This is a genomic window from Butyricicoccus sp. AM78-15b2TA (assembly GCF_027665985.1).
GTDB lineage: Bacteria > Bacillota > Clostridia > Oscillospirales > Butyricicoccaceae > Agathobaculum > Agathobaculum butyriciproducens.
This window is the reverse complement of sequence record NZ_JAQEHY010000001.1, coordinates 64811-89817: the sequence shown is the minus strand read 5'-3', so window position 1 is coordinate 89817 and position 25007 is coordinate 64811. Positions and strand designations below refer to the sequence as shown.

Annotated in this window: 26 protein-coding genes and 2 tRNA genes; 18 read left to right on the top strand and 10 right to left on the bottom strand. The window is 52.8% G+C overall.

Going from position 1 to position 25007, the window contains the following annotated elements; all coding sequences use genetic code 11:
- Positions 1-108 precede the first annotated feature (108 nt).
- The 3 genes from PGS25_RS00470 to PGS25_RS00460 all read left to right on the top strand — a co-directional run bounded on the left by PGS25_RS00470 (position 109) and on the right by PGS25_RS00460 (position 1474).
- On the top strand, positions 109-429 hold the full coding sequence (locus PGS25_RS00470; RefSeq protein ID WP_270417302.1) for a hypothetical protein: 321 nt from the start codon (positions 109-111) through the stop codon (positions 427-429).
- Positions 430-584: 155 nt separating this feature from the next.
- Complete coding sequence (locus PGS25_RS00465; protein WP_118647315.1) at positions 585-941, top strand: helix-turn-helix domain-containing protein; 357 nt, start codon at positions 585-587, stop codon at positions 939-941.
- An 11-nt stretch (positions 942-952) separates the two neighbouring features.
- A complete protein-coding gene (locus tag PGS25_RS00460; RefSeq protein WP_118647317.1) occupies positions 953-1474 on the top strand; it encodes an ImmA/IrrE family metallo-endopeptidase in 522 nt (173 codons plus the stop codon).
- Between the two features lie 649 nt (positions 1475-2123).
- Here the strand turns inward: PGS25_RS00460 and PGS25_RS00455 are convergent.
- The 3 genes from PGS25_RS00455 to PGS25_RS00445 form a co-directional block, all read right to left on the bottom strand.
- Complete coding sequence (locus PGS25_RS00455) at positions 2124-2387, bottom strand: DUF1653 domain-containing protein (protein WP_118647319.1); 264 nt, start codon at positions 2385-2387, stop codon at positions 2124-2126.
- Positions 2388-2589: 202 nt separating this feature from the next.
- A tRNA-Leu gene (locus PGS25_RS00450) sits at positions 2590-2675 on the bottom strand.
- Positions 2676-2697: 22 nt separating this feature from the next.
- Positions 2698-2782, bottom strand: a tRNA-Leu gene (locus PGS25_RS00445).
- 202 nt (positions 2783-2984) lie between these two features.
- On the opposite strand from PGS25_RS00445, the gene PGS25_RS00440 reads away from it, so the two are divergent.
- The 11 genes from PGS25_RS00440 to PGS25_RS00390 all read left to right on the top strand — a co-directional run bounded on the left by PGS25_RS00440 (position 2985) and on the right by PGS25_RS00390 (position 13497).
- The gene (locus PGS25_RS00440; protein ID WP_256372134.1) at positions 2985-3854 is read left to right on the top strand and encodes a DMT family transporter; all 870 of its coding nucleotides are present in this window, start codon (positions 2985-2987) and stop codon (positions 3852-3854) included.
- Position 3855: 1 nt separating this feature from the next.
- Positions 3856-4371, top strand: coding sequence for a M48 family metallopeptidase (locus tag PGS25_RS00435; RefSeq protein WP_270417301.1), 516 nt, complete (start codon positions 3856-3858; stop codon positions 4369-4371).
- 15 nt (positions 4372-4386) lie between these two features.
- Positions 4387-5256 (top strand): Cof-type HAD-IIB family hydrolase, encoded by an 870-nt coding sequence (locus tag PGS25_RS00430; protein ID WP_270417300.1) that lies wholly within the window; start codon positions 4387-4389, stop codon positions 5254-5256.
- Between the two features lie 3 nt (positions 5257-5259).
- Positions 5260-6222, top strand: coding sequence for a carbohydrate kinase family protein (locus PGS25_RS00425; protein WP_270417299.1), 963 nt, complete (start codon positions 5260-5262; stop codon positions 6220-6222).
- Positions 6223-6374: 152 nt separating this feature from the next.
- Positions 6375-6869: a crossover junction endodeoxyribonuclease RuvC gene (ruvC, locus tag PGS25_RS00420; protein ID WP_110437233.1), complete on the top strand. Its 495-nt coding sequence runs from the start codon at positions 6375-6377 to the stop codon at positions 6867-6869.
- An 11-nt stretch (positions 6870-6880) separates the two neighbouring features.
- Positions 6881-7489, top strand: coding sequence for a Holliday junction branch migration protein RuvA (ruvA, locus tag PGS25_RS00415; RefSeq protein ID WP_270417297.1), 609 nt, complete (start codon positions 6881-6883; stop codon positions 7487-7489).
- Between the two features lie 41 nt (positions 7490-7530).
- The gene (ruvB, locus tag PGS25_RS00410; protein ID WP_181967744.1) at positions 7531-8571 is read left to right on the top strand and encodes a Holliday junction branch migration DNA helicase RuvB; all 1041 of its coding nucleotides are present in this window, start codon (positions 7531-7533) and stop codon (positions 8569-8571) included.
- 48 nt (positions 8572-8619) lie between these two features.
- Positions 8620-9972: a phosphoglucosamine mutase gene (gene glmM, locus PGS25_RS00405; protein ID WP_270417296.1), complete on the top strand. Its 1353-nt coding sequence runs from the start codon at positions 8620-8622 to the stop codon at positions 9970-9972.
- 598 nt (positions 9973-10570) lie between these two features.
- Positions 10571-12409, top strand: a complete 1839-nt coding sequence (gene glmS / locus PGS25_RS00400) for a glutamine--fructose-6-phosphate transaminase (isomerizing) (protein WP_117490424.1) — start codon at positions 10571-10573, stop codon at positions 12407-12409.
- A 205-nt stretch (positions 12410-12614) separates the two neighbouring features.
- Complete coding sequence (locus PGS25_RS00395) at positions 12615-13145, top strand: sigma-70 family RNA polymerase sigma factor (protein ID WP_270385466.1); 531 nt, start codon at positions 12615-12617, stop codon at positions 13143-13145.
- Positions 13146-13221: 76 nt separating this feature from the next.
- Positions 13222-13497, top strand: coding sequence for a zinc-ribbon domain containing protein (locus tag PGS25_RS00390; protein WP_117490422.1), 276 nt, complete (start codon positions 13222-13224; stop codon positions 13495-13497).
- Positions 13498-13931: 434 nt separating this feature from the next.
- Here the strand turns inward: PGS25_RS00390 and PGS25_RS00385 are convergent, their stop codons facing one another.
- On the bottom strand, positions 13932-14369 hold the full coding sequence (locus PGS25_RS00385; protein ID WP_270417295.1) for a hypothetical protein: 438 nt from the start codon (positions 14367-14369) through the stop codon (positions 13932-13934).
- A gap of 160 nt (positions 14370-14529) precedes the next feature.
- On the opposite strand from PGS25_RS00385, the gene PGS25_RS00380 reads away from it, so the two are divergent.
- The 4 genes from PGS25_RS00380 to groL all read left to right on the top strand — a co-directional run bounded on the left by PGS25_RS00380 (position 14530) and on the right by groL (position 18599).
- Positions 14530-14907 (top strand): hypothetical protein, encoded by a 378-nt coding sequence (locus PGS25_RS00380; RefSeq protein WP_270417294.1) that lies wholly within the window; start codon positions 14530-14532, stop codon positions 14905-14907.
- Between the two features lie 402 nt (positions 14908-15309).
- A complete protein-coding gene (locus tag PGS25_RS00375; protein ID WP_270417293.1) occupies positions 15310-16494 on the top strand; it encodes a THUMP domain-containing class I SAM-dependent RNA methyltransferase in 1185 nt (394 codons plus the stop codon).
- A 174-nt stretch (positions 16495-16668) separates the two neighbouring features.
- Positions 16669-16953 (top strand): co-chaperone GroES, encoded by a 285-nt coding sequence (locus tag PGS25_RS00370; protein ID WP_110436870.1) that lies wholly within the window; start codon positions 16669-16671, stop codon positions 16951-16953.
- A gap of 20 nt (positions 16954-16973) precedes the next feature.
- On the top strand, positions 16974-18599 hold the full coding sequence (groL, locus tag PGS25_RS00365; protein WP_118285517.1) for a chaperonin GroEL: 1626 nt from the start codon (positions 16974-16976) through the stop codon (positions 18597-18599).
- A gap of 330 nt (positions 18600-18929) precedes the next feature.
- On the opposite strand, the gene glyA is transcribed toward groL, so the two are convergent.
- The 6 genes from glyA to PGS25_RS00335 form a co-directional block, all read right to left on the bottom strand.
- The gene (gene glyA, locus PGS25_RS00360; protein WP_270417292.1) at positions 18930-20183 is read right to left on the bottom strand and encodes a serine hydroxymethyltransferase; all 1254 of its coding nucleotides are present in this window, start codon (positions 20181-20183) and stop codon (positions 18930-18932) included.
- Positions 20184-20341: 158 nt separating this feature from the next.
- Positions 20342-20707 (bottom strand): hypothetical protein, encoded by a 366-nt coding sequence (locus tag PGS25_RS00355; RefSeq protein ID WP_116704907.1) that lies wholly within the window; start codon positions 20705-20707, stop codon positions 20342-20344.
- A gap of 141 nt (positions 20708-20848) precedes the next feature.
- Complete coding sequence (locus tag PGS25_RS00350; RefSeq protein WP_442865171.1) at positions 20849-22540, bottom strand: recombinase family protein; 1692 nt, start codon at positions 22538-22540, stop codon at positions 20849-20851.
- Between the two features lie 38 nt (positions 22541-22578).
- Positions 22579-22764: a hypothetical protein gene (locus tag PGS25_RS00345; protein WP_004849804.1), complete on the bottom strand. Its 186-nt coding sequence runs from the start codon at positions 22762-22764 to the stop codon at positions 22579-22581.
- 270 nt (positions 22765-23034) lie between these two features.
- Positions 23035-24375 carry a virulence-associated E family protein gene (locus tag PGS25_RS00340; RefSeq protein ID WP_118749564.1) on the bottom strand — a complete coding sequence of 447 codons (1341 nt, stop codon included), beginning with the start codon at positions 24373-24375 and terminating at the stop codon, positions 23035-23037.
- Positions 24260-25000 carry a CHC2 zinc finger domain-containing protein gene (locus PGS25_RS00335; RefSeq protein WP_118749565.1) on the bottom strand — a complete coding sequence of 247 codons (741 nt, stop codon included), beginning with the start codon at positions 24998-25000 and terminating at the stop codon, positions 24260-24262. Before PGS25_RS00335 ends, PGS25_RS00340 begins: the two co-directional genes overlap by 116 nt.
- Positions 25001-25007 lie beyond the last annotated feature (7 nt).

Below are 25007 nucleotides of genomic sequence, written 5' to 3'. Positions count from 1 at the left end.
AATTGACTGCTCAACGAGCCGTGGGTACGCGACGAAAGTCTGTGGCGTAAGTTCAAGGCACGGCTGACCGCGCCGGTTGAACCCGAGCCGAAGAAGGAGGACGACGAAGTGGTACAAAAGAAAAAGGTCCTGCTCAACGGCAAGACCTACGAGTGTGAGTGCATCTGCAAGGATGAAACCAACTATATCAAGATGAGATCGCTCCAGCAGGCAGGCTTTATGATCGGGTATGACGCTGTTCGCAAGGTCCCGAGCATCACCGCACCGCAGTGCCGCACGTTCGTTCCCGACGGTACCGCCAAGGTGCAGGCCGCTATTGACACAGTGCAGGAAGCCGCCGGCCTGGAGGAGCAGACCATCGAGTATCTGCTCCGGTACCAGTACGGTGAGCAACTGATCCGCAAGCTGGCCGAGGCGATGGCGAAGTAAAGAGAAACCCCTCTGGGAACTGGTGTTATACCGGCTCTCGGAGGGGGATTTTTTACAATTTACAAAATTGTAAAATTTCTTCACAAAAGTGTATTGACAAATTGAATCGTACGAGGTATAGTAGAAACATACCAAACGAGGAGGTGGCATGGGCTATGTTAACGGAGTTGGCTAAGTATCTCCGCAAGTTGCGGATTGACAAAGGACAGCGGTTGAAAGACATGGCGGACATTTTGGACATCTCTTCTGCAAATCTGTCGGCAGTTGAGAATGGAAAACGGAAGCCGCAGTATAAAATGATGGAGGACATCATCAGTAAGTATCATCTAAATGATGAAGAGCAGAATGAATTGTGGGATGCATTTGCAACTACTCGTGAAGAAGTGAGTTTCTCTTTAGAGTATGCATCGGATAGACGACGGGATGTAGGACTTGCTTTTGCACGACAATTCAACGAGCTATCTTCTGAGCAGATGGATGAAATCCTAAAAATCCTGCATAAAAAGAACTAGGAGGGTTGCGCTTGAGTGAGTTTCTAGTACCACCGGCAAGCAAACGAGATATTCAAAAACTGGCATTGATGGTTCGGCAAAGATTTGGTTTGGAAAATATAGCGTTTTTTCCGGTTGTTGAAATGATCGAAGTAGCACTTCCTGCATTTGATTCCGAATTCAATTTTGAAATCATTGAAGACTCGGAATTCGGTCAAGATGCTGCAAATTATAATCCGCAGCTAAATTTGATGCGAATTCGTCAGAGTGTTTATGACGGCGCGTGTAATGGAAATGGGAGAGATCGTTTTACCCTTGCACATGAATTAGGGCATTATTTCATGCACAGGAATGTTGATCTTGCAATGAGCCGAATTGACTCAACGTATAATGTTCCGGCATATCGCAAATCAGAATGGCAGGCAAACACTTTTGCGGCTGCATTACTTATGCCCATGCATATCATTTGTGATATGCGCCCAGAAGAGATTGCAAAGGCTTGCGGTACATCATTAAGTGCAGCAAGTATTGCATATACACAAAAAAAGAAGTAACGTCGGCAAACGTTACTTCTTAGGGATCACAGGTTCGGTTATACCCGACTCTTGCAACCATAACACAAAGTGATAATATCACATATTCTGATAAATTGCAAGAGGCAATTCTGAACCGGAAAGGAAGGAATTGCAGTATGCATACGACAAAAGGTCGAGGCAACGGTAACGAAAAGTACATTTTTCGTCCGTATATTACGCGCAATGGGGTTACTTATTGGGCGAAAAATTATGGATTAAAAGCTTTTCGCATTCCGGTCGATGACTGACTGCTTCGGAATAACAGGAGAGGATTACCTCTCCTGTTACCCCTTAATGCATAATGCTAATCAATATGGCGAAAACAATTTCGAGCGTTCGAGGAAAGCAAAATAGAAGATTGCTCCTATGAAATCTTATGTAAAAAGATGGGGCTAAAGTTCGCGGATACCGTCGATCGACACCTCACTAGACACAGAAACCAGAATAAAATCAATTTTATGGCTCCATTTCAAATTGGCATCAGCGTCAATTGAAAGGGGCTTTTCCGCATTTAGAAGCATAAAAATAGAAAACCATCCGCCTAAATGTTAAGTATTTTGCAGACTATAACTATGCAAAGATCAAAAGCAGCCCATAGATGCTTAATTCAGCTACCTATGGGCTGCTTTTATTCAGTTGGCTGCGGCGTATCGCCGTCAAAGACTACATGAGCAAAGCGGAAACGCTGCGCAACATCTGGATACTTCTCGTGATCCACTTCGGAGGCGAACATATCATATGGCCGCGCATAAATTTTGAAGTCGCCGTAGAGTGCCTGGTAGATTACCAGCGGTTCGCTGGTTTCCGTGTGCGTGGCGATGGCAAGCACCTGATAAAGCTTATTTTTGAAATGCAGGTATTTTTCTCCGACAAGAATTTTTCTTGAATCCATCAATATCTTCTCCAATCTTTTGCAATTATTATAGCATATCGGCAGAAAATTTTCCAATGGAGAGGCAGTTGCTCTAAACGGTTTTGATAGCAGAGAACGTGGTCGTAAAAATTCCTTTTGTCGTCAAAGTGTCGTCAGTTAAAAACTGGCATTTGCAAAGTAAAGAAAAAGTGCTGAAATTCAACGATTTCAGCACAATTCTTGGTGCGGATGGGGGGACTTGAACCCCCACGTCCTTGCGAACACTAGCACCTGAAGCTAGCGCGTCTGCCATTCCGCCACATCCGCATATTCTGTTGTTGAAAGAAGGTGGTGCGAGTGACGGGACTTGAACCCGTACGTCGATCGACACACGCCCCTCAAACGTGCCTGTCTACCAGTTCCAGCACACTCGCATTCTGTTCTCATCGAGTCGCCTCACTGTCAGCGACAAGAATTATTATATCCATGTGGACGCTAAATGTCAACACCTTTTTTCAAATTTTTTTGAAAAATTTCAAAACGCGAAAAACAGACGATTTCTCTGCCACGCGGAACAGTTTGTGTGTTACAATAGAAGCAGTTAGAAAATTCACAACAAAAAGGAGGAAGACTTCAGTGCTTTCTAAAAAAAGTAAGGCAATCGGTTTTATCATTATGTCCGCGTTCGGTTTTGCGATGATGGCGGCATTCATACGTCTGGCGGGGGATCTGCCGTTCACGCAGAAAACCTTTTTCCGCAACTTGGTCGCGGTGGCAGTGGCCGCCGTGGTGCTGTGCCGCGAAAAGGTTGGTTTTAAGTGGGAAAAGGGCAACCTGCCGCTGCTCATCATACGCGCAACCTGCGGCACACTCGGCATTTTCTGCAATTACTACGCTATTGACCATCTTGTACTGGCAGATGCAAACATTCTTAATAAAATGTCGCCGTTTTTCGCTATTATCTTTTCGCTCATTCTGCTGAAGGAGCGGGCCAGCGTATTCCAGTACGCGGCGGTGCTTGCGGCATTCGGCAGCAGCATGCTGATTATCAAGCCGGGTTTTTCCTCGGCAACCTTCCCGGCAATTATCGGACTGCTGGGCGGCATGGGTGCAGGCGCGGCCTACACCTGTGTACGCGCACTCAGCCGGAAAGGCGAAAAGAGCGCCCGCATCGTGTTCTTCTTCTCGATGTTCTCCACGCTGGTATGCGTGCCGTTTATGATCACGGACTACCACCCAATGACATGGGGACAGTTCTTCTGCCTGATCGGTGCAGGTGCGTCAGCCGCTTTGGGACAGTTCGGCGTAACGCTCGCGTATGCCAACGCACCGGCCAAGGAGATTTCGGTGTTCGACTATACGCAGGTCATCTTCTCGGCTGTCCTCGGCTTTTTCCTGTTCGGCCAACTGCCGGACGGTTGGAGCGTCCTCGGCTATCTGCTGATCTGCGGCATTTCGGTCGCGGTGTTCTTCTACAACCGCAATCTGGAGCGCAAGGGACAGTGATATGATCGAGTACGAACTGGTTCGCTCCAAACGAAAGACGCTTGCTGTGCAGGTGACACGCGAAGGCCGTGTAATCGTTCGTGCGCCGCTGCGGCTGGCAAAATACCGTATTGAACGGTTTGTCGCGGAGCATGCGGACTGGATAGCCCGCGCACTTGCCGATCAGCAGTCCCGCCGTGCGGCACATCCGGAGCCGGATGCGACCAGGCAGGTTGAGCTTATCCGCCGAGCGAAAATAGAGCTGCCGCCCAAGGTACAGTATTACGCGAAGCTGATGAATCTGTACCCGACCGGGCTGAAGATCACCTCAGCGAGAACACGGTTCGGCTCGTGCAGCGGCAAAAACAGCATTTGCTTCTCATGGCGGCTGATGGACTATCCCGAACCTGCTATTGACTATGTGGTGGTGCATGAACTGGCGCACATTGCACATAAAAACCATGGACCGCAGTTCTGGGCGCTGGTGGAGCGCTATTTACCCGATTATCGTGCGCGGCGTGCCATGCTGCGCGAATGAGAGCAGGAAATGAGTATGAATATGACTAATCAATACAAAATTCTGGCATTGGATTTAGACGGAACGCTGCTGGATGCGCAGAGCCGCATCACGCCGGAGAACGCCCGCGCGGTACGCATGGCGCAGCAGGCGGGCGTGCAGATCGTGCTGTGCACCGGACGTAACGTGCGCGAGGTACGCCGCTTCAGCGAACAGCTGGAAGCCGCACCGGACTGGCTTGTCACCGCAAACGGCGCGGCGGTGCAGCATCCGGACGACAGGGAACCGGCGTTCTTCGACGGTCTGAGCACAGAAATGGTGGACATCATCCTGAACGAGTGCACTGCCATTGACACCGACCCATGCCTGTATACCACGCAGGATTTGTACTATGGACATGCCTTTCGGCATTTCCTTGAAAACCTGCAGCGGCGCGGACGGGTCGTGATGGACGAAGCCGACGAGGGTTATCACTTTGTCGAGAACGGGAATGCGTGGCGCGAGGTGCTCGCGCGCGAGCCGCGCCCGTTCACCAAGGCGATTCTTTATCACGATGACCCGAATGCGATTGCGCCGTTGACAGCGGCACTCGATAAATACGGCATTTTCGAGCTGGCACCGTCCGTCATGTACGGCGGAGAACTGCGTAACGTCGAGGTCAACCGCATGGGTGTGTACAAGGGACGCGGACTGGAATGGCTGGCACATCACCTTGGCTGTACACTGGCCAACGTCATCGCCATCGGTGACAGCGAAAACGATCTGACCATGCTGCAGATGGCAGGGCTGGGGGTTGCCATGGCAAACAGCGAGCCGTGCATCCGCGAAGCGGCGGACGTAATCACCGGAAGTAATGCGGAAAACGGTGTCGCACAGGCGATTTACCGACATATTCTGGGGGAATAAACGATGAAAAAAGTAGTGGCAATCGGCGAACTGCTCATTGATTTCGTGCCGCAGCAGCGCGGCTGTGCGCTTGATGAGGTCGTGCAGTTTGAGCGTGTCGCGGGCGGTGCGCCGGCTAATGTTGCAACTGCAGTGGCGCGTCTCGGCGGCAGAGCGCAGATGATTTCGCAGGTGGGAGAGGACGCATTCGGTACGCACATTCTCAAAACGCTGCGCGCAAACGGCGTGGATATCTCGAGTGTGTTCCGCACCGGACGGGCGAATACCGCGCTGGCGTTTGTTTCGCTTGATAAGAACGGCAACCGCGAGTTTTCCTTCTACCGCAATCCCTCGGCAGACCTGTTTCTCGATGAAGCACAGATTACGCCGGATATTTTCGCGGACTGTGCCGTGCTGCACTTCTGCTCGGTCGATCTGGTGGATGCACCTGTCAAGCAGGCACATCGCAAGGCCATCCGGCTGGCAAAGGACGCAGGCGCGTTCCTCTCGTTCGACCCTAACGTGCGTCTGCCGCTGTGGGACAGCCCGGAAAGCTGCCAGGCAGCGATTCGTGAGTTTCTGCCGTATGCAGACCTCGTGAAGCTGTCGGATGATGAAGTTGAATTCTGCACCGGCTGCAAAACCGAGAGGGAAGCGGCAGAGCTTCTGTTTTCGTGGGGCTGCAGGCTGCTGCTTGTGACACGCGGCGCGGGCGGCGCGGCAGTCTACACGCCGAACGCGAGCGCCGAGACCAAAGCGCTGCCGGTGACGGTCGCGGATACCACCGGAGCGGGCGATTCGTTCATCGGGTCGTTCCTGTATCAGCTTACCCGCGACGGCGTGACAGCGGAAACGCTCGCAGACATCCCGCAGGAGAAACTTGCGGATTATCTGGCATTTTCGTCTGAATGTTCGGCGTATACCGTGCAGCATAAGGGCGCGGTTATGCCAACGGAAGAAGACTTGAGAATGGAAAATGGAGAATGAATGTGTCCGCCCACAGGGCGGCAATTCAATAATGCGCTTTGCGCGTAACCGCGGTTCTCAATTCGCTATTCTCAATTTTCCATTAACCTGCCACTAAAATTTATTGCACAATGTGTGCGAACGTGGTATAATTTTGAGGTTATAAAGAAATGATAACGATTCTTGGCATCGACCCGGGCTACGGCACGATTGGCTATGGCGTGGTGCGGTTCGATAATATGAAATTTACGCCGGTGCAGTACGGTGCGGCAAAAACCGCTCCCGGAACACCGATGCACCTGCGCTTATGTGAGATTTACGATGATATCTGTACGCTGGTGGACACATTTCACCCGGACGAGGTGGCAATCGAGGAGCTTTTCTTCTCGAAAAACGTCACAACCGGCATTCAGGTGGCGCAGGCGCGCGGTGTAATTCTGCTGGCGCTGGCACAGAAGGGACTGCATCCGGTATCCTATACACCAAATCAGGTGAAGCTGTCCGTTGTCGGCTATGGCGGCGCGGAGAAAAAACAGGTGATGGAAATGACGAAAAGCATTCTCCATCTCACCAAGCTGCCGCGTCCGGATGACGCCGCGGATGCGCTCGCGCTTGCCATCTGCCACGGGCATTCCCGGCAGGCCATGCGCTATGAAGGCTTATTATGAGGTTGAAATAGATGTTTTATTATGTAGACGGCACGGTTTCCGTGCTCCAGCAGGGTCTTGCAGTGATCGACTGCAGCGGTGTAGGCTATGCCTGTCACGCTTCGCAGAACACCATCGGCAAGCTGAAAACCGGCGAAAAAGCGCGTCTGCTGACCTGGCTCAATGTCCGTGAGGGCGTGTTTGAGCTGTATGGCTTTATCGACGAGGAGGAGAAGTCCTGCTTCCTGATGCTGACCAGCGTTAACGGTGTTGGCCCGAAGGCGGCGCTGTCCATCCTGTCGGTCGCACCGCCGGACAGACTGGCGCTCAGCATTATTACCGGCGATGAAAAAATGCTCATGCAGGCGCCGGGCATCGGCAAGAAGATCGCACAGCGCATTGTACTCGAGCTGCGCGACAAGATGAGCAAGGAGCAGCTCGAGACCGCATCTGCAGCGTCTCCGGTGGCGGCAGCCGCCGTTTCCGGCGGTGTCAACCACACGCAGGAGGCAGTCGCGGCGCTTATGGTGCTCGGCTATACGCAGGCAGAGGCGCTGCACGCGATGGAGGGTCTGGATGCTGCCAGCATGGAGGCGGACGAGATCATCCGCCAGTGCTTGAAAAAGCTGGTCAAGTCCTGATTCTGGACGATAAAAGCCTGATCAAGTAGGGGAGTGTACCTTTGAGTATTGAATTTTCCGGCGGCATGACGGATGATGAGCGCATCATCTCCACCCGCCAGCTCAGCGAGGACGAGACCGAGAATTCGCTCCGTCCGAAATCCATGGCGGACTATATCGGTCAGAAAAAAGCCAAGGAAAACCTGAGTATTTACATACAGGCCGCGAAAATGCGCGGTGAATCGCTCGACCATACGCTGCTGTACGGCCCGCCGGGTCTGGGCAAGACCACACTCGCGGGCATCATTGCCGCAGAAATGGGCGTGAATATTCGTGTTACGAGCGGTCCGGCAATCGAAAAAGCGGGAGATTTGGCGGCTTTATTGACAAATCTCTCAGAGAATGATATTTTGTTTATTGACGAGATTCATCGTCTCGACCGTGCGGTAGAGGAGATTCTCTATCCTGCGATGGAGGACTATGCACTCGATATCATCATCGGCAAGGGGCCTTCGGCGCGCTCGATCCGTATCGACCTGCCGAAATTTACGCTCATCGGCGCGACTACGCGTGCCGGTCAGATGACCAGTCCGCTGCGTGACCGCTTCGGCGTCATGCTCCGCCTGGAGCTGTATTCGCCGGAGGAGCTGTGCGGTATTGTTGAACGCTCGGCAGGCATTCTTAATGTACCGTGCGAGCACGAGGGCGCATTCGAGATTGCGCGCCGCAGCCGTGGTACGCCGCGAATCGCCAATCGGCTTCTGCGCCGTGTGCGAGACTTCGCGCAGGTAATCGGCACCGGTACGATTGACAGAAAAAGTGCCGACATTGCGCTTCGTGCACTCGAGATTGATGAGTTAGGTCTGGATAACGTAGACCGCAGGATGCTCAAAAGCATCATCCAGAACTACGGCGGCGGTCCAGTCGGGCTGGACACGCTGGCCGCGACCATCGGCGAAGAAGCGATCACCTTGGAAGATGTTTATGAGCCGTATCTCATGCAGATCGGCTTTCTCAGCCGCACGCCGCGCGGACGCTGCGTGACGCTGCAGGCTTACCGTCATTTGAATCTGGAACCGGCGGACGGACAGCAAATGCTGTAATTCAATCATTTCCCCGCCTTTATCATACAAGAAAGTTAGGTGTTTCATTTGGGTAGATATTTTGGAACAGACGGCGTTCGCGGTGTAGCGAACTCGGAACTTGATGCACTGCTGGCGTTCAAGATCGGCGCGGCAGCGGCATACGCACTTACGCAGGAGTCCGCACACGGCCGCAAGGCGAAGCTGCTGATCGGCAAGGACACCCGCGTATCCTCGGATATGCTGGAGAACGCGCTCGTCGCGGGCATCTGCTCGGTTGGCGCGGATGTAGAGCTGCTCGGCGTTATCCCGACGCCGGCGGTCGCTTTCCTCACCATCAAGCACAAGGCAGATGCGGGTATTGTCATTTCCGCAAGCCACAACTCCTTTGAGTACAACGGCATCAAGATTTTTGCAGGCAACGGCTACAAGCTGCCGGACGAAACCGAGGCAAGGATTGAGGATCTCATCGACGATTTCGAGTCTATCCCGAAGATGACCCACGAGAAGATCGGCCGTGTACTCAAAAGCGAGATCGACCCGGTAGTCGAGTACACCGACCACCTTGCAGATACCATCAAGGGCGACCTGTCCGGTCTGCGCGTGGCGGTGGACTGTGCAAACGGCTCCTCCTCCACGACGGTGGAGCGCCTCATGCGTCTGGTCGAGTGCAAGGCGGAAATCCGTTTCTATGAGCCGGACGGCATCAACATCAACGATAACTGCGGCTCCACCCATCTCGGTCAACTGAAGGAGCGCGTCCGCTCGGGCAATTTTGATCTTGGCGTTGCCTTTGACGGTGATGCGGATCGCTGCCTGATCGTAGACGAGACTGGCGAGGAGCTGGACGGCGACCGCATTATGGCAGTCTGCGCGGCACACATGAAGAAGGAAGGCAAGCTGCGCGGCGGTGCATTTGTTGCCACCATTCTGTCCAACATGGGACTGCACGCCTACGCCGAAAAGAATGGCATGAAGATTGAGTGCTCCAACGTCGGCGACCGCTATGTGCTCGAAATGATGCTCAAGAAGGGCTATATTCTGGGCGGCGAGCAGTCCGGACACGTTATTTTTCTTGAGTATGCGTCCACCGGTGACGGTGAGCTGACTGCACTGCAGTTTATGTCTATCCTCAAGGCGAGCGGCAAGAAGTGCTCGGAGATCGCAGCTGAGGTTGAGCCGTGGCCGCAGCTGATGATCAACGTCAAGGTGCCGAACGATAAAAAGGCTACCCTGCAGCAGCTGCCCGAGGTCAAGACGGCTATCGATGCGGCTTCTGCGGAGCTGGGCAATAACGGCCGAATCCTGGTTCGTCCGTCCGGCACGGAGGCGCTTGTGCGCGTCATGGTAGAGGGCACGAACAGTGAGCAGGTAGATACTTTGGCAAAAAAGGTTGCCAAAGTCATCGAGTCTGTTGTATAATGTAAAAGAGCCAACAGGAGTGGGTGTGGTTTGCACACCCACTTTCTGCATTCTGAACAGGGAGGTGGGAGCATTTGCGCACAATTCCATAACATGCTAAGCGCCAGAACTGCGGTGCAGCCGGTATCGCAGTTGACGAGGAAAGGGTTAATCGAAAGTATTCGGCGGGTGCCCTTCGGTCACAAGTGGGTTGATCGTCAGCAGGCTGTTAAAACATACGGGCGACCGTATCGACAGAGCAGTTATGCGTAACGCACTATTTTTATACCCTTTTTTAGGGCACTACCGCACAATTTGTCTGCGGCACTTTGCGAATCGTTTACGCTCTTCAGAACGCAAAATCTTTCGCAAACTGCTCCTGCCAAATTGCCCGGTAGCACCAATTTCTTATTACACAAGTACCACCGCATATATTGAGGTAAGGCAATACGGAATAATTAAACAAGAGCGATTTGTGAGAGAGTTCTGCGGACCGACAAGGCGCGACCGGAGTTCGTGCAAGAAGCCGCAGCTTTCATTGTTCCGTGCTGCCTAAGGCTCATACTGAAATGTTGCGGAAGATATGTTATATTTACCGTTGCAAAGGAGTATTATTTTTATGTGTGGAATCGTTGGATTCACCGGACGCGAGAACGCGCTTCCGATTCTCATCAAGGGTCTGTACAGCCTGGAATACCGTGGCTATGACTCTGCCGGTGTGGCTGCCTTCACGAAGGACGGTCTGCGTGTTGTTAAGGCGCGCGGCCGCATTGCAAACCTTGAGGAGAAGATCAAGGAGGAAGGCGGCGACATGTACTGCACCTGCGGTATCGGCCACACCCGCTGGGCAACGCACGGCGAGCCGTCCGACCGCAACTCGCATCCGCATCTGGGCGGCAAGGGCAAGGTAGCAGTTGTACACAACGGCATTATCGAGAACTACAAGGAGCTGCGTGAGCGTCTGGAGGCACACGGTTACGAGTTTAAGTCCGAGACCGATACGGAGACTGTCGCGCACCTCGTGGACTATCTGCACACCGGCAAGCAGGAGGATCTGGCAAAGACCGTTCTGCAGGCCGTACAGCGTCTGCGCGGCTCTTACGCACTGGGCGTAGTCTCGATGGATAACACGCAGGAGATTGTTGCTGCACGCCGCGGCAACCCGCTGGTTATCGGTATCGGTGAGGGCGAGAACATGATCGCATCCGATATTACCGCTATTATCAATCGCACCAAGCGTTACATTATTCTGGATGATAACGAGGTTGCAATCGTTCGCCCGGACAGCGTAGTTGTCATGAACGAGTTCGGCGATACGGTAGAGAAGGAAATCATGACCGTAACGTGGGATATGTCCGCAGCGGAAAAGGGCGGCTACCAGCACTTTATGCTCAAGGAGATCATGGAGCAGCCCAAGGCAGTTGCCGATACGGTTAAGCCGCGTATCAAAAATGATGCGGTTGTATTCGAGGACAACGGTCTGACCGATGAGCGTCTGCGTGAAATCGAGCATATTCATATCATCGGCTGCGGCTCTGCACTGCACGCAGGCATGGTCGGCAAGCGCGTGATTGAGGCGATGTGCCGCATTCGCTGCACGGCAGAGGTTGCCAGCGAGTTCCGTTATGAGAACCCGATCATCGGCAAAAAGGATATGTGCATCGTTATCAGCCAGTCCGGCGAGACGGCGGACACGCTGGCTGCCATGCGTCTGGCCAAGCAGGCAGGCGCGTTCACGATTGCAATTGTAAACGTCGTTTCCTCGACGATTGCGCGCGAAGCAGACGGTGTGCTGTATACCTGGGCCGGCCCGGAGATTTCGGTTGCGACAACCAAGGCATATTCCGCACAGCTGTCCGCACTGTACCTCATCTCGGTTAAGATCGCGCGTGTGCGCGGTCTGATTTCCATCGGTGACGAGCGTGCGCTGTGCGCTGAGCTGCAGCGTCTGCCGGAATGCATTGAGCAGACACTGGGGTGCCAGTCGGATATGCAGCGTATCGCTACGCTGTATGCAAACCGCTCGAGCGTGTTCTTCCTTGGACGCGGACTGGACTATGCCGCCGCGCTCGAGGCTTCGCTCAAGCTGAAGGAAATTTCCTATATTCATTCGGAGGCGTACGCTGCCGGTGAGCTGAAGCACGGCACCATTTCTCTGATCGAGGAGGGTACTCTGGTTGTTGCTCTGGCAACGCAGCCGGCACTGTTTGAGAAGACGGTCTCCAATATCCGCGAGGTTGTAGCGCGCGGCGCAAGCGTCGTGCTCGTCACCACGGACGATTTCACCGGCGATGAGTCGGTCTGCCAGCACATCGTGCGCCTGCCGAAGTGCCTGTATGAATTTTCCGCTTCGCTCTCGATTATTCCGATGCAGCTTTTGGCATACTATATCGCAGTGGAGCGCAACTGTGATGTCGATAAGCCGCGCAACCTGGCAAAGTCGGTAACTGTAGAGTAAAACGTCAACAATATTGTCATAATTACACAAAAATAAAAGCGCGTTTTTGTGTGATATCGGTAAAGATGACAATCGTTTCTTGACATTTCCAATTCTACCGCGTATAATAGCTATTGACATGAGAAATGATTATCAAATACAGCCATCGAACGGGATTCCGGATGAAAAGCTGTGCCGTCTGGCACGGCAGGGAGACGGACCCGCGATGGAGAATCTGATCCGTCGTTATACCCGTCTGGTCAAGACCTGTGCGCGGCCCTACTTTCTGGCAGGCGCCGATGCAGAGGATCTGATGCAGGAGGGTATGCTCGGGCTGCTGAATGCCGTCCGGGAGTACGACGAGAGCAAGGGCACACCCTTTGGAGCGTTTGCACGGTTGTGCATCACGCGGAAGATTTACTCCGCAGTGAAGGCGGCAGCGTCGCTCAAGCACGACCCGCTCAATCAGTCCATGTCAATCGATCGACCTCTGTTTGAAGACCTTGCGGAATCGCGTACCCGGGTAACTGCACCGAATGGTGATCCTGAATCGCTTGTTATCGGCAATGAGGAGAGGGAAGAGCGGAAAAAGAAGCTCTACTCGCTTTTGTCTGAATTTGAGGCACAGGTTTTGACGTTGTTTTTGGACGGCTTATCGTATGAAGAGATGTCCGAAGCGCTGCACAAACCAATCAAATCTGTGGATAATGCCGTCCAGCGCATCAAGCGAAAATCGGCAGCCATTAAACCTATTTAGGCGATAGCAGGCGCAGTGTCTGTACGCATATATTTCAAGTTTCCCGAGGGAACAGTATCAAAGAGAGGTAAAAACCATGTACGAAGACAAGACTTTAGTATGCAAGGAATGCGGTAAGGAGTTCGTGTTCACCGCCGGCGAGCAGGAGTTTTACGCAGAGCGCGGTTTCCAGAATGAGCCGCAGCGCTGCAAGAGCTGCCGTGACGCGCGAAAGAACGCTGCACGCGGTCCGCGTGAGTTCTTCACCGCTACCTGTGCTGCTTGTGGCGGCGAGGCTCGCGTTCCGTTCGAGCCGAAATCTGACCGCCCGGTATATTGCAGCGAGTGCTTCGCAAAGATGCGTGAGCAGTGATACCGTAACGATAAAAAATCAATAAATGACACGTTAAAAGTGCCAGTAATGACTTTCTCATTGCTGGTGCTTTTTTCTTTGCCCAAAGGAAAGGAATCGGCAAGGGAATGTATGTGTCCCGAAAAAATGATAAAGAAATGAAGAATCGAATCCGCAAGCGATGGGCGGCTTGCGGCAAAAGAAAACCTCTGCTCAAAATGAGCAGAGGGAATCTTTTGATTTTAAGCAATAACATCGTATTTCAGGATTAAGCCACGTTTCTGCCGGTCGTCAAGGTCAGCAATAGCGGCATCAATGCTGGGAAACAAGCAAGGGCAGATATGACCTTTGCTAAGATTCACGAAGCTGTACATGTTTGTTCCCTTGTGGGGGAGCAGAAGTACGTCCAGCGTTTCGTTGCGCTTGAAAATGTAGAAATGCATAGAGAAGATCCTTTACTTGGCTTCGTTGATGGTAAGCAGCTCTTCGACCGTCTCTTTCTGCCGGCGAAGAAAGCCGAGATAGAAACCGTCAGAAACGGAAAATGCAATGAATGCTGCGTGCAGCAGAAGGACTCCGATATGTATGAGAAGAGCTATAATCTCTGCGATGTTCATATTTTTTGATGTGTAAAAGGCATAGGCGGGATTGGTGAGAAGCAGATAAAAGTCCCATAAGATAAGCGCACTAACCGGAATCAGAGCGAACGATAAGACAATCCCAAAGCGGGTGTCTTTCTTAAGGACCTCGTATAAATGCAGAATGTCGGCGTGCTTGGTTTCCAGTTCCTCGCGCGAAAAGCGGGAATAGTAATCCAAGTCACATAGTTTCTGGTACTTGATGAATTCGGCTGCGCCGTTTTCATCGGACTTTGATGGTATATTGCTGGACATAGGCGATAACTCCTGTAAATCGGGGTAGTTCTTGATAAAAAGAAAAGGAAGACCCTAAAGAGCCTTCCTTATCGAAAGTGTCGGTAATGAAATCCTCATTACCGGCACTTTTTTATTTGTCCGCAGTAAAAATAGTCCTCAAATAAGGAGGAAAAAAGGTGTGAAAAATGAAAAAATGATCTATCTCCCATATGTTCGTTTTGAGCAGGAAGAAGGAGAAGCAGAGGGCAGCGGCTGGTACTTTACGCAGTATAATGCCGAGACTGGAGAAGGTAAAGGCTGGCACGGAACAGAGTTCATGCCAAATTGCTTCTTTGAAACGAACTGCGAGTGCGGCGAACCGGAAACAAAGTTCTTTGACGTGCATATCAATGAGCCGATCGAGCAGTGGAGTTGGCCGGAACCGCCGGATGACGATGCGTTCACGAACTACGATGCGTGTTCCAACACAACGCGGGTTTCGCTGTCAAGTGCCTTCAAGTGCTCGGTGAGAGAAGCCAATCCTCCCGCGTTGCGGACAATATCCAACGGCAGCTGAACAACCTCGCCCAAAGAGCGAAGCGCTGCAGCCGTGCTCTTTCCGCTTGGAACATCAATACCCACTGTGTTCATATTTACCCATTGCCGATTCTATCTGTTTGCTTACATGAATGCGCTGGCTCTACCTGCACAAATCGAACACTGCTTTAATCCGCACACGGCGCGGGAAAAAGGTTTAGTGGCCTACGGGCAAACCTTGGTGTCTCCCTCTTGTGCCCGTGCAGAGCAGGCAAGAGCCTGTTCGCTTCTCAAGCGATAACGCTTCGGATAGCGGCATTCAGCAAACCGCGTTATCTCGTCGCAAATCTTGACAAAATCCTTAAAAACCGATACAATATAAAGGTTAAAAAGGACTTTCGGCTCCTGCTATGACGGCGGGAGCCTTTTTGGAGGAAACACGATGGAACTTACATTATGCTGCCCGACTTTATTCGGGCTGGAGGGCATCGTCGCGGACGAGCTGCGCTTCGGCGGCAGGCTGACCGACGTACACGCGGAAAACGGCCGCGTGCTGTTCACCGGTGACGAGAACACGCTCGCATGGGCGAACCTGAACCTGCGGTGCGCCGAGCGTGTGCTCATCCGCATCGGCACATTCAAAGCCAAAACGTTCGATCAGCTGTTCGAGGGCGTAAAAGCACTCCCGTGGGAGCAGTTCATTCCGGCGGACGGCGCATTTCCGGTCAAGGGTCACAGTCTGGACTCAGCTCTGCACTCAATTCCGGACTGCCAGAAGATCATCAAAAAGGCAGTCGTATCGCGCCTGGGCGCGAAGTACGGTCAGACCTGGTTTGACGAGATCGGTGAAAAGTATCAGATTCAGTTCGCCATCATGCACGACGTAGCCGAGCTGTACCTCGATACCTCGGGCGCCGGTCTGCACAAGCGCGGCTACCGCGCCAACAGCAACGCGGCGCCGCTCCGTGAGACGCTGGCGGCGGCTATGGTCAAGCTGGCGCGCTGGCGCGGACGCGATCCGTTCCTCGACCCGTTCTGCGGCTCGGGCACGATTGCGATTGAGGCGGCCATGATCGCGCAGCGCCGTGCGCCCGGTTTGCTGCGCCGCTTTGATGCGGAGAAGTGGAGCTGCTTTGACAGGTCGGTCTGGCAGCAGGCGCGCGAGAGTGCGCTCGACCTTGCCCAGCCGGACGCAAAATTCGATATCGTCGGCAGCGACATTGACCCGGACTGCGTGCAGCTGTCCATCGAGAACGCGCGCAAGGCCGGTGTGGCGAACACGGTGTTCTTCGAGCGCGCGGACGCAGTAAAGCGCGATTACAGCGGTGCAGGCGTACTGTTTGCCAATCCGCCGTACGGTGAGCGTCTGCTGGACTTGCAGCAGGCGGAAAAGCTGTACGCCGACCTCGGCAGAGCGACAAAAAACAGCCCGATGAAGCAGTATCTGCTCAGTTCGGACCCGCTGTTCGAACGTTGCTACGGCCGCAAGGCGGATAAGCGCCGTAAGCTGTACAACGGCATGATCAAGTGCGAGCTGCATATGTATTTTAAAGACCCGTCTGCATCGAACAGGGGAGAGAATAAGCACTCCGACCGACCGTCTGCTAAACGGCCGGCAAAAAGCTGAGCGCTATAGGGCACTGTTCATAATTTGTTCAGAAAATTTTTGTGAAAATTCCGGATTACCCCCTTGCATATTGCGGCTCCTTGGTGTAAGATAATACTCGAAGTTAGCACTCGGGTAATTTGAGTGCTAACCCCCAACATTGTAAAATCTTATTTTTCATAGGAGGAATCCATTATGAAGCTCAAGCCCCTTTGCGACCGTGTAGTTATCAAGATGGTCGAGGCGGAGGAGACCACCGCAAGCGGCATTATTCTTACCGCATCCGCACAGGAGAAGCCCCAGGTTGCTGAAATCATCGAAGTAGGCCCGGGCGGCGTTGTTGACGGCAAGGAAATCAAGATGGAAGTTCAGAAGGGCCAGAAGGTCATCACCGGCAAGTACACCGGCACCGAGGTTAAGCTGGACGGCGAGAAGTATATCATCGTTCGTCAGAGCGACATTCTGGCAATCGTAGAGTAATTTTCAGGAGGTAATTCATCATGGCTAAGCAGCTTATTTACGGCGAGGACGCGCGCAAGGCTCTGCAGCGCGGTATTGATCAGCTCGCTGATACCGTTAAGGTAACCATCGGTCCGAAGGGCCGCAATGTTGTACTGGATAAGAAGTACGGCGGTCCGCTGATCACCAACGACGGTGTTACCATCGCTAAGGAGATTGAGCTGGACGACGCTTTCGAGAACATGGGCGCACAGCTTGTTAAGGAAGTTGCCACCAAGACCAACGACATCGCAGGCGACGGCACCACCACCGCTACCGTTCTGGCGCAGGCTTTCGTTCGTGAGGGTCTGAAGAACGTAGCAGCAGGTGCAAACCCGATGGTAATGCGCCGCGGTATCGCCAAGGCAGTCAAGGCTGCTGTTGCAGCGATTGCTGAGAACTCCAAGAAGGTTGACGGCACGAACGACATCGCCCGTGTAGGCGCTATCTCCTCCAGCTCCGACGAGATCGGCACCCTGATCGCAGAGGCTATGGAGAAGGTTTCCACCGACGGCGTTATCACCGTTGAGGAGTCCAAGACCGCTGAGACCTACTCTGAGGTTGTTGAGGGCATGCAGTTCGACCGCGGTTATATTACCCCGTATATGTGCACCGACACCGAGAAGATGGAAGCAAACCTGGACGACGCTCTGGTGCTGATCACCGATAAGAAGCTGTCCAACATTCAGGAGCTGCTGCCGATCCTCGAGCAGGTCGTTAAGGCTGGCAAGAAGCTGCTGCTCATCGCTGAGGACGTTGAGGGCGAGGCTCTGTCTACCCTGATCGTAAACCGTCTGCGTGGCACCTTCACCTGCGTAGCTGTTAAGGCTCCGGGCTTTGGTGATCGCCGCAAGGATATGCTCCGCGACATCGCAATCCTGACCGGCGGTACCGTAATCTCCGAGGAGGTTGGTATCGAGCTGAAGGACGCTACCATGGATATGCTGGGTTCTGCCCGTCAGATTAAGGTAACCAAGGAGAACACCACCATCGTTGACGGTGCTGGCGACAAGCAGGCTATCGCAAACCGCGTTGCTGAGATCCGCGGCGCAATCGAGCGCACCACCTCTGACTTCGACCGTGAGAAGCTGCAGGAGCGTCTGGCTAAGCTGGCCGGCGGCGTAGCAGTTATCAAGGTTGGCGCTGCAACCGAGACCGAGATGAAGGAGCAGAAGCTCCGCATCGAGGATGCACTGAACGCAACCCGCGCAGCTGTTGAGGAAGGCATCGTAGCAGGCGGCGGCGTAGCTTATGTAAACGCTATCGCAGCGGTTGAGGCTCTGGCAGCAGAGGCAACCGGCGATGAGAAGACCGGTATGCAGATCGTTGCACGCGGTCTGGAAGCACCGATGAAGCAGATCGCTGCCAACGCAGGCATCGAGGGCGCAATCGTTGTTGATAAGGTAAAGCACGCTGACAAGGTTGGCTACGGCTTTGACGCTGCAACCGAGACCTACGGCGACATGATTGCAAACGGCATCGTTGACCCGACCAAGGTAAACCGTTCCGCACTGCAGAATGCAGCATCCGTTGCTTCGATGGTCCTGACCACCGAGAGCCTGGTTGCTGATAAGAAGGAGCCTGTTGCTCCGGCTCCGGCTGCTCCGGATATGGGCGGTATGTACTAAGCAGTACCGAAAAACGCTGAAAACACTGGGGATTTTAAGGGTTAAAAGGCAAACTTGTGATAATCGTCAGTGGAAAAGCATCAGATATGTAAAAGACCGATGTCTGCATTTTGCAGGCATCGGCCTTTTATGTTGTCGAAAAATTACAGATGCAAATGTGCTTAATGGATTTTTCAAGAGGCTTGGACTATCCTGAAAATGAAAACAGAGCGCTTCACAGCAGTGAAACGCTCTGTTTCTTTGTATGAGTATCATCGGACTTGCGTGCTCCGGAGCTTCATGCGGCATTGTTCGGAAATCCGGATGAAATAGTTCCGCGGCAACTGGAGATTATTCGTACAGCGGGAACTTCTCGGTGAGTGCCAGAACACGCGCGGAAATCTCGTCCTTCTTCTCATCGTAGTGGTAGATGCAGTCTGCGATGCAGTCCGCGATGACCTTCATCTCTTCTACACCCATGCCGCGGGTCGTAGCGGCCGGAGTGCCCAAACGAACGCCGGAGGTGATGAACGGGCTGCGCTTCTCACCCGGAACGGTGTTCTTGTTGGCGGTGATGTGAACCGAATCCAGACGCGCCTCCAGATCCTTGCCGGTGCACTCCTCGTCGGTCAGGTCAACGAGCAGCAGGTGATTGTCGGTGCCGTCGGAAACCAGCTTGACACCGCGTGCCTGCAGCTGTGCAGCCATAGCCTTGGCATTTTCGACGATCTTGCGTGCGTACTCCTTGAACTCCGGCTGCAGTGCCTCGCCGAAGCAAACCGCCTTGGACGCGATAACATGCTCGAGCGGTCCGCCCTGGGTGCCCGGGAATACAGCGGAGTTAATACGCTTTGCCAGAACCGCGTTGTTGGTCAGGATCAGGCCGCCGCGCGGACCGCGAAGCGTCTTGTGGGTGGTGGTGGTAACAACGTCAGCATACGGCATCGGGTTCTGGTGCTGGCCGCCGGCAACCAGACCGGCAATGTGCGCCATATCAACCATCAGGTAAGCACCGTAGCCATGTGCGATCTCGGCCATTTTCTCGAAGTCGATGGCACGCGGATACGCGGATGCACCTGCAACGATCAGCTTCGGGCGGTGCTTCTTGACAGCCTTCTCAAGCTCAGCGTAGTCGATGAAGCCGTCCTCGTTTACGCCGTAGGAAACAAAGTGGTAGTTCTTGCCGGACTGGTTGACCGGAGAGCCATGGCTCAGGTGACCGCCCTGAGACAGATCCATGCCCATAACGGTGTCGCCCAGATCGAGCAGAGCGAAGTAAACCGCAAGGTTGGCCTGTGCACCGGAGTGCGGCTGAACATTCGCATATTTTGCACCGAACAGCTCACATGCGCGCTCGATTGCGATACGCTCTACCTTGTCAACAAATTCACAGCCGCCGTAGTAGCGCTTGCCGGGAAGACCCTCTGCGTACTTGTTGGTCAGCACGCTGCCCATAGCAGCCATAACGCCGGGAGAAACGATATTTTCGCTGGCGATCAGCTCGATATTCTGGCGCTGACGGTGCAGCTCCTCGTTCATCGCACTGCCCAGCTCGGGGTCGATCGACTGGATCATACCGATGGAATCCATCATTTCTTTGTACATTTGAACTACCTCCAAGCTTTAGTAGTATAAAGTTCTCTTTGACTATACCATTGCCCTCATAAAAAAGCAAGTCGATTTTACGAAAAATATAACCAAAAATGAAGGATTGTAAAAAGCCTCCTGCAAAATGAGAAAAAGGCAGGTTACCCTGCCTTTGCTCAGATGTTCTGATAGAATAGTCCGTCCCTCGTGCAGTACCACAGCAGCATGCCGTGCCGAATATAGGGCAGACGCACGTCTAATCCCCATTCCGGGTACTGTTTTTTGACGATCATCGTGTCTCCGGTGAGAAATGCAACGAACGAGATATAGTGCTCGCGGTGCATTTCATGCGGTGCGGTGATATACCATTCGCCGTCGCTGTGCTCAATTTGCAGTGCATTTTCCTCGTCCGGTTTGTGCATAACGAGGTTGGTCAATTTTGCACCGCAGCAGGTCACATCTGCGTCATCGGTCGAGAACAGCAGGTTGCCGCAGGCCGGACAGCGGTAAAACCGCATTTTCTTCATATTGCCGTTAGTCATATCGTTTTCCTCCAGATCGCCTCTCAGCAGGGCTTCGGTGTCCACGCCGAGAGCCTGTGATAACAACGGGAGGAGCGAGATGTCGGGAGCACCGCCGCCCGTTTCCCTTAATTAAAGATATTGTTGGGTAAAAAAGAAAGGTCAGTCGATTTTGCCGATGAAGCGGTAGTAGATTTCTACTTCCTGCTCACGACTTCCGTCCTCGCCCTTGACAGCTTCGTGGACGGTTACTTTTTCAATTAGAGTGTTCAGAAGTTCGGCGGTCAGCTCCACAGGGTTGACATACTGTTTCATTAGGGCAATCCACTTTTCAGCATCCGCTGCGGTCTGTACGGCGGCTTCCATCATTTCGTGAAGCTGTCTTATTTTTGTTTCAAGCTCCTTTTGCTCGTTCTGGTACTTCTCGGACAGCATATTGAAGTTATACTCGGTTATGCGTCCGGCAGACCAGTCCTCATACATTTTAGCAAACAGCCCGTCAACCTCGGCTTTACGCTTCTCTGCCTTTTTCAGCTCCGCAGCCTGCTTTTTCTTCGCAGAGTTCCTTTCCCTGTCGCTGACATTGAGCAGCCGTTTCAGCAGCTTGTCCTCATCTTTCTGTGCCAGCATAGACCAGTATTGCAGTCTTGCAAGCACATAGGCATACAGTACATCATAGCGGATATAGTGCATGGAACACTGGCGTAATCCCTGTCCGTTCTTGCTGCAATGGTAGTACCCGTATGGGTTTTTGTTCTGCTTGTTTTCCCCATAGGCTAAAGACCATCCGCAGTCTGCACATTTTATCAATCCTGCGAAAATCTGTGTCGTACCGTTTCTGCGTTTCCTGCGTCTGCTTGCAATCAGCTCTTGAACTTTTTGGAACACTTCTTCGGAAATGATGGCTTCGTGGGTATTTTCCACACGATACCATTCTTCCTGCGGCTTCCGCACCTTTTTCTTGTTCTTGAATGAAATGTTGCTCTGTTTGTTGTGAACGCTGTGACCGATGTAGGTTTCCTCTTTCAAAATGCTCTTGACCTGTGCAATCGTCCACGCATAGGCTTTTTCTGCGGGCGCACCGGCGTAGATATTGGCGAAAGTCCCGTATCTTTCATAGTTCAGCCAGCCGGGGGTAGGTACTTTTTCCTCCACCAGAATCCGTGTAATGCTGGCGGCTCCACGCCCGTGTACAGCAAGGTCAAAAATCTTCTCTACAATCCAGCGTGTTTCCGGGTCGATCAGAAGATGACCTTTTTTGTCCGGGTCTTTTACATAGCCCAGCGGTGCATAGGCTCCATAGTGTGCGCCATTGGCAAATCTTGTGTGCATGGCAGCCTTGACCTTTTTGCTGGTCTGTCGGGCGTGCATTTCATTCAGGATGTTTAAGAACGGTGCAAGCTCGCTTTCTCCGTTGATGGTGTCCACATTGTCATTGATGGCAATGTAGCGTACTCCCTTGCTGGGGAAATAGATTTCCGTGTACTGACCGGTCAGGATATAGTTTCTTCCCAGACGGGATAAGTCCTTTGTGACAACGCAGTTGATTTTCCCGTCTTCGATGTCATCAATCATCCTTTGGAAACTTGGACGCTCGAAATTTGTCCCACTCCATCCGTCGTCAATGTACTCGTCTACAACGGTCAGCCCATGCTCTGCGGCATACTGTCTAAGCATCATGCGCTGGGTCTGGATACTGCCGCTTTCCCCCTGTAATTCATCGTCACGGCTCAATCTCAAATATAGTGCAGTGTTATAAATCGTTGTATTGTATGGTTGTTTCACGGTTAAAAATCCTCCTTCTAAAAGAAACAACCCACGCTTATACAATACTCGCTGGTACAAGTATATCATAAGCGTGGGCTGATTGACAGTCGTTATTCCGTATTTTTTCAGGAAGCGGCGGCAGCGTGCTGGATCACATCTTCCAGCAGGCTGTCAAGCGGCTTCCCATCCTGTGCGAAATGCTCCGATACCTTGATACGGACTTTCCCCATGACAAAATACTGGGTGCCGTCTTTTTCGGTAAGCAGGGTGCCGCTGTTTTTGTTATTGCTCTCGTTTTTGCTTTTTGCCATAGGCAGTTACCTCCATAAATGAAATATGCCCGACAAGGGAATGTCAGACAGGTGTACAGCCGCAGACTGTCTCCGTGTCAACCAAACCGTGTCAACCGGCAGAAAAGACTTTGAAAACAATCCATAGGCGCTCTATTATTACTTTTTACTTTTTCTTTGATTTCTTGGTTGACATGGTTGACAAAGGAGAGAAATGCCCTAAATATCAGGCTTTTCCCCGTCAACCGGCTGTCAACCAAAGCGTCAACCAAACTGTCAACCGGTGGCTTTTCAGAATGGAAGTTCCATTTGCCGGGCTTCTTCTTCCGTGATTTCCTGAAAACCGTCCCCCTCCGGCGGAGCTTGGTTGACACGCTCCCAGCCTTTTTGAGAACCGTATTTCTTATACCGCTTCGGGCTTTTGTAGGCTACCCAGCCCTGTATGATGCCGCCCGCAATGCCGGTATTCATAATCTCGCAGATTGCCCGTGTCTCCCAGTCTGCCGGGGAATTTAAGTTCCCCAGCGCTTCCTCATAAAGCTGCTTGGAACATACCCTGTCGCCGGTGTAGTCCTCCAAATAGGCGTAGATCATGCCGGCCTGTGTGTCTTCCTGCATAAAGTCCTGCTGGTGGGCGTTCAGGTATCGGTTCATTTCCATGCTGAATGACAGCTTATACTTCCCACTGCGATAAACCGTCATGGCTTCCGCCCACATCTGTTCGATATACGCCCTCGCCGCCGCTTCATCGTCCAGTATGTGAACCTCCGCCCGTTCCGGGTACACCGTCACGGGGAGAAAGCGCCGGTTGCCGGTGCGGTCACGGGGCAAAAAGTCCTGCCGGTTGGTCGTCCCTCCAAATACACATTGCCGCAGCCGGTCTGCCGGATGTGTCTCATACGGCACTTTGTAGGTTTCTTTCTGGCGGCTTAAGAATGACTTGATTTCCTCAATACTCTTGGCGTTGGCTGTGGCGATCATCTCCGACATCTCGATAATCCAATGCCCTTGCAGCTTGCGGTACACATTTTCATCGTCCAGCTTCTTCAAATCGTCTGAAAACCATTCGTCCCTGCCTGCCAGCAGCCGGAAAAAGGTAGATTTCCCGGCTCCCTGACCACCAACCAGACAGAGCATGACCTCAAACTTGCTCCCCGGTCTGAATACCCGCCGGATGGCTCCCATCAGGAACAGTTTCAAGGCTTCATAAGTGTATTCGTCCGTATCGGCTCCCAGAAAGTGATGCAGGGCGTAACGGATGCGCTCTGTGCCGTCCCATTGCAGGTTGTTCAGGTAATCCCTGACCGGATGGTAGCGGTTTTCATTGGCAACAATCTTGATGGCGCTCTGCACCTTTTTCTCGCTGGTAAGCCCGTAATTTTCTTCCAGATACAAAAGCAGGTAGTTCATGTCCATGTCGGTCAGCGTGGTACTGGTGCGCTCCCAGCCCAGCGGCTTCACAATGTCAATCTGCTCCGTCAAAAGGTTCAGACGCAGTGCCCCACGAAACAGCGGGTCACGCTGGAACACCGTCAGGCAGTTTCGGATGCTGTTCTTCACGCCGCCTTTCTGCGTCCCCTCTAACGTCTCCCGGATTTCTTCCGGTGTCTGCGCCGGTTCCATTGTGTCCATCGTCCTTTTGACCGCTTCCTGCGTTTCCGGCGGCAAGCTCTGAAATTCGCTGTTCAAGCCGCAACACCTCCTTTCCCTGTGCGGCGATCAATGCCGCTTTTTCTTCTATTTCTCCGTATAACAAAATATCCAAAAGGTATTCTGTGTAGCTTATCCTCTGCAACGCTTCCACAAAAAGAGGATGCCAGATGGCATCCTGCGGCTGTGGGGCGTGTGCTGTTTTCCAATGCTCCAGCAGGCGCAGATAATCGCATAGCACCCGGAAACAATACCGTTCCGTTTCCTGAAATCTCTGCTCCGCTGATTTTTGTCGGGGCTGTGACCTGTTGTGACGCTTCCTATCTGGCGGCGCATTGCCGGATTTCTCATAGGAAACGCCGAAGTCCTCCGCAAGCCTGACCGCAGCTTCCCGTTTCCCCAATCCATGCAGCAAAGCGGCAAAGTCGATCACATCCCCGGAAGCCCCGCAGCCGAAGCAGTAAAAGCGGCTGTCCACTTTCATGCTGGGCGTGCGGTCATTGTGGAATGGACAGCAGACCATGCCGTTTCTCCCCACCCGGATTCCATAGAATGAAGCAGCCTGCCGAGTGGTAACAGACTGTTTCACCGCTTCAAATACATTCAAATGCTCC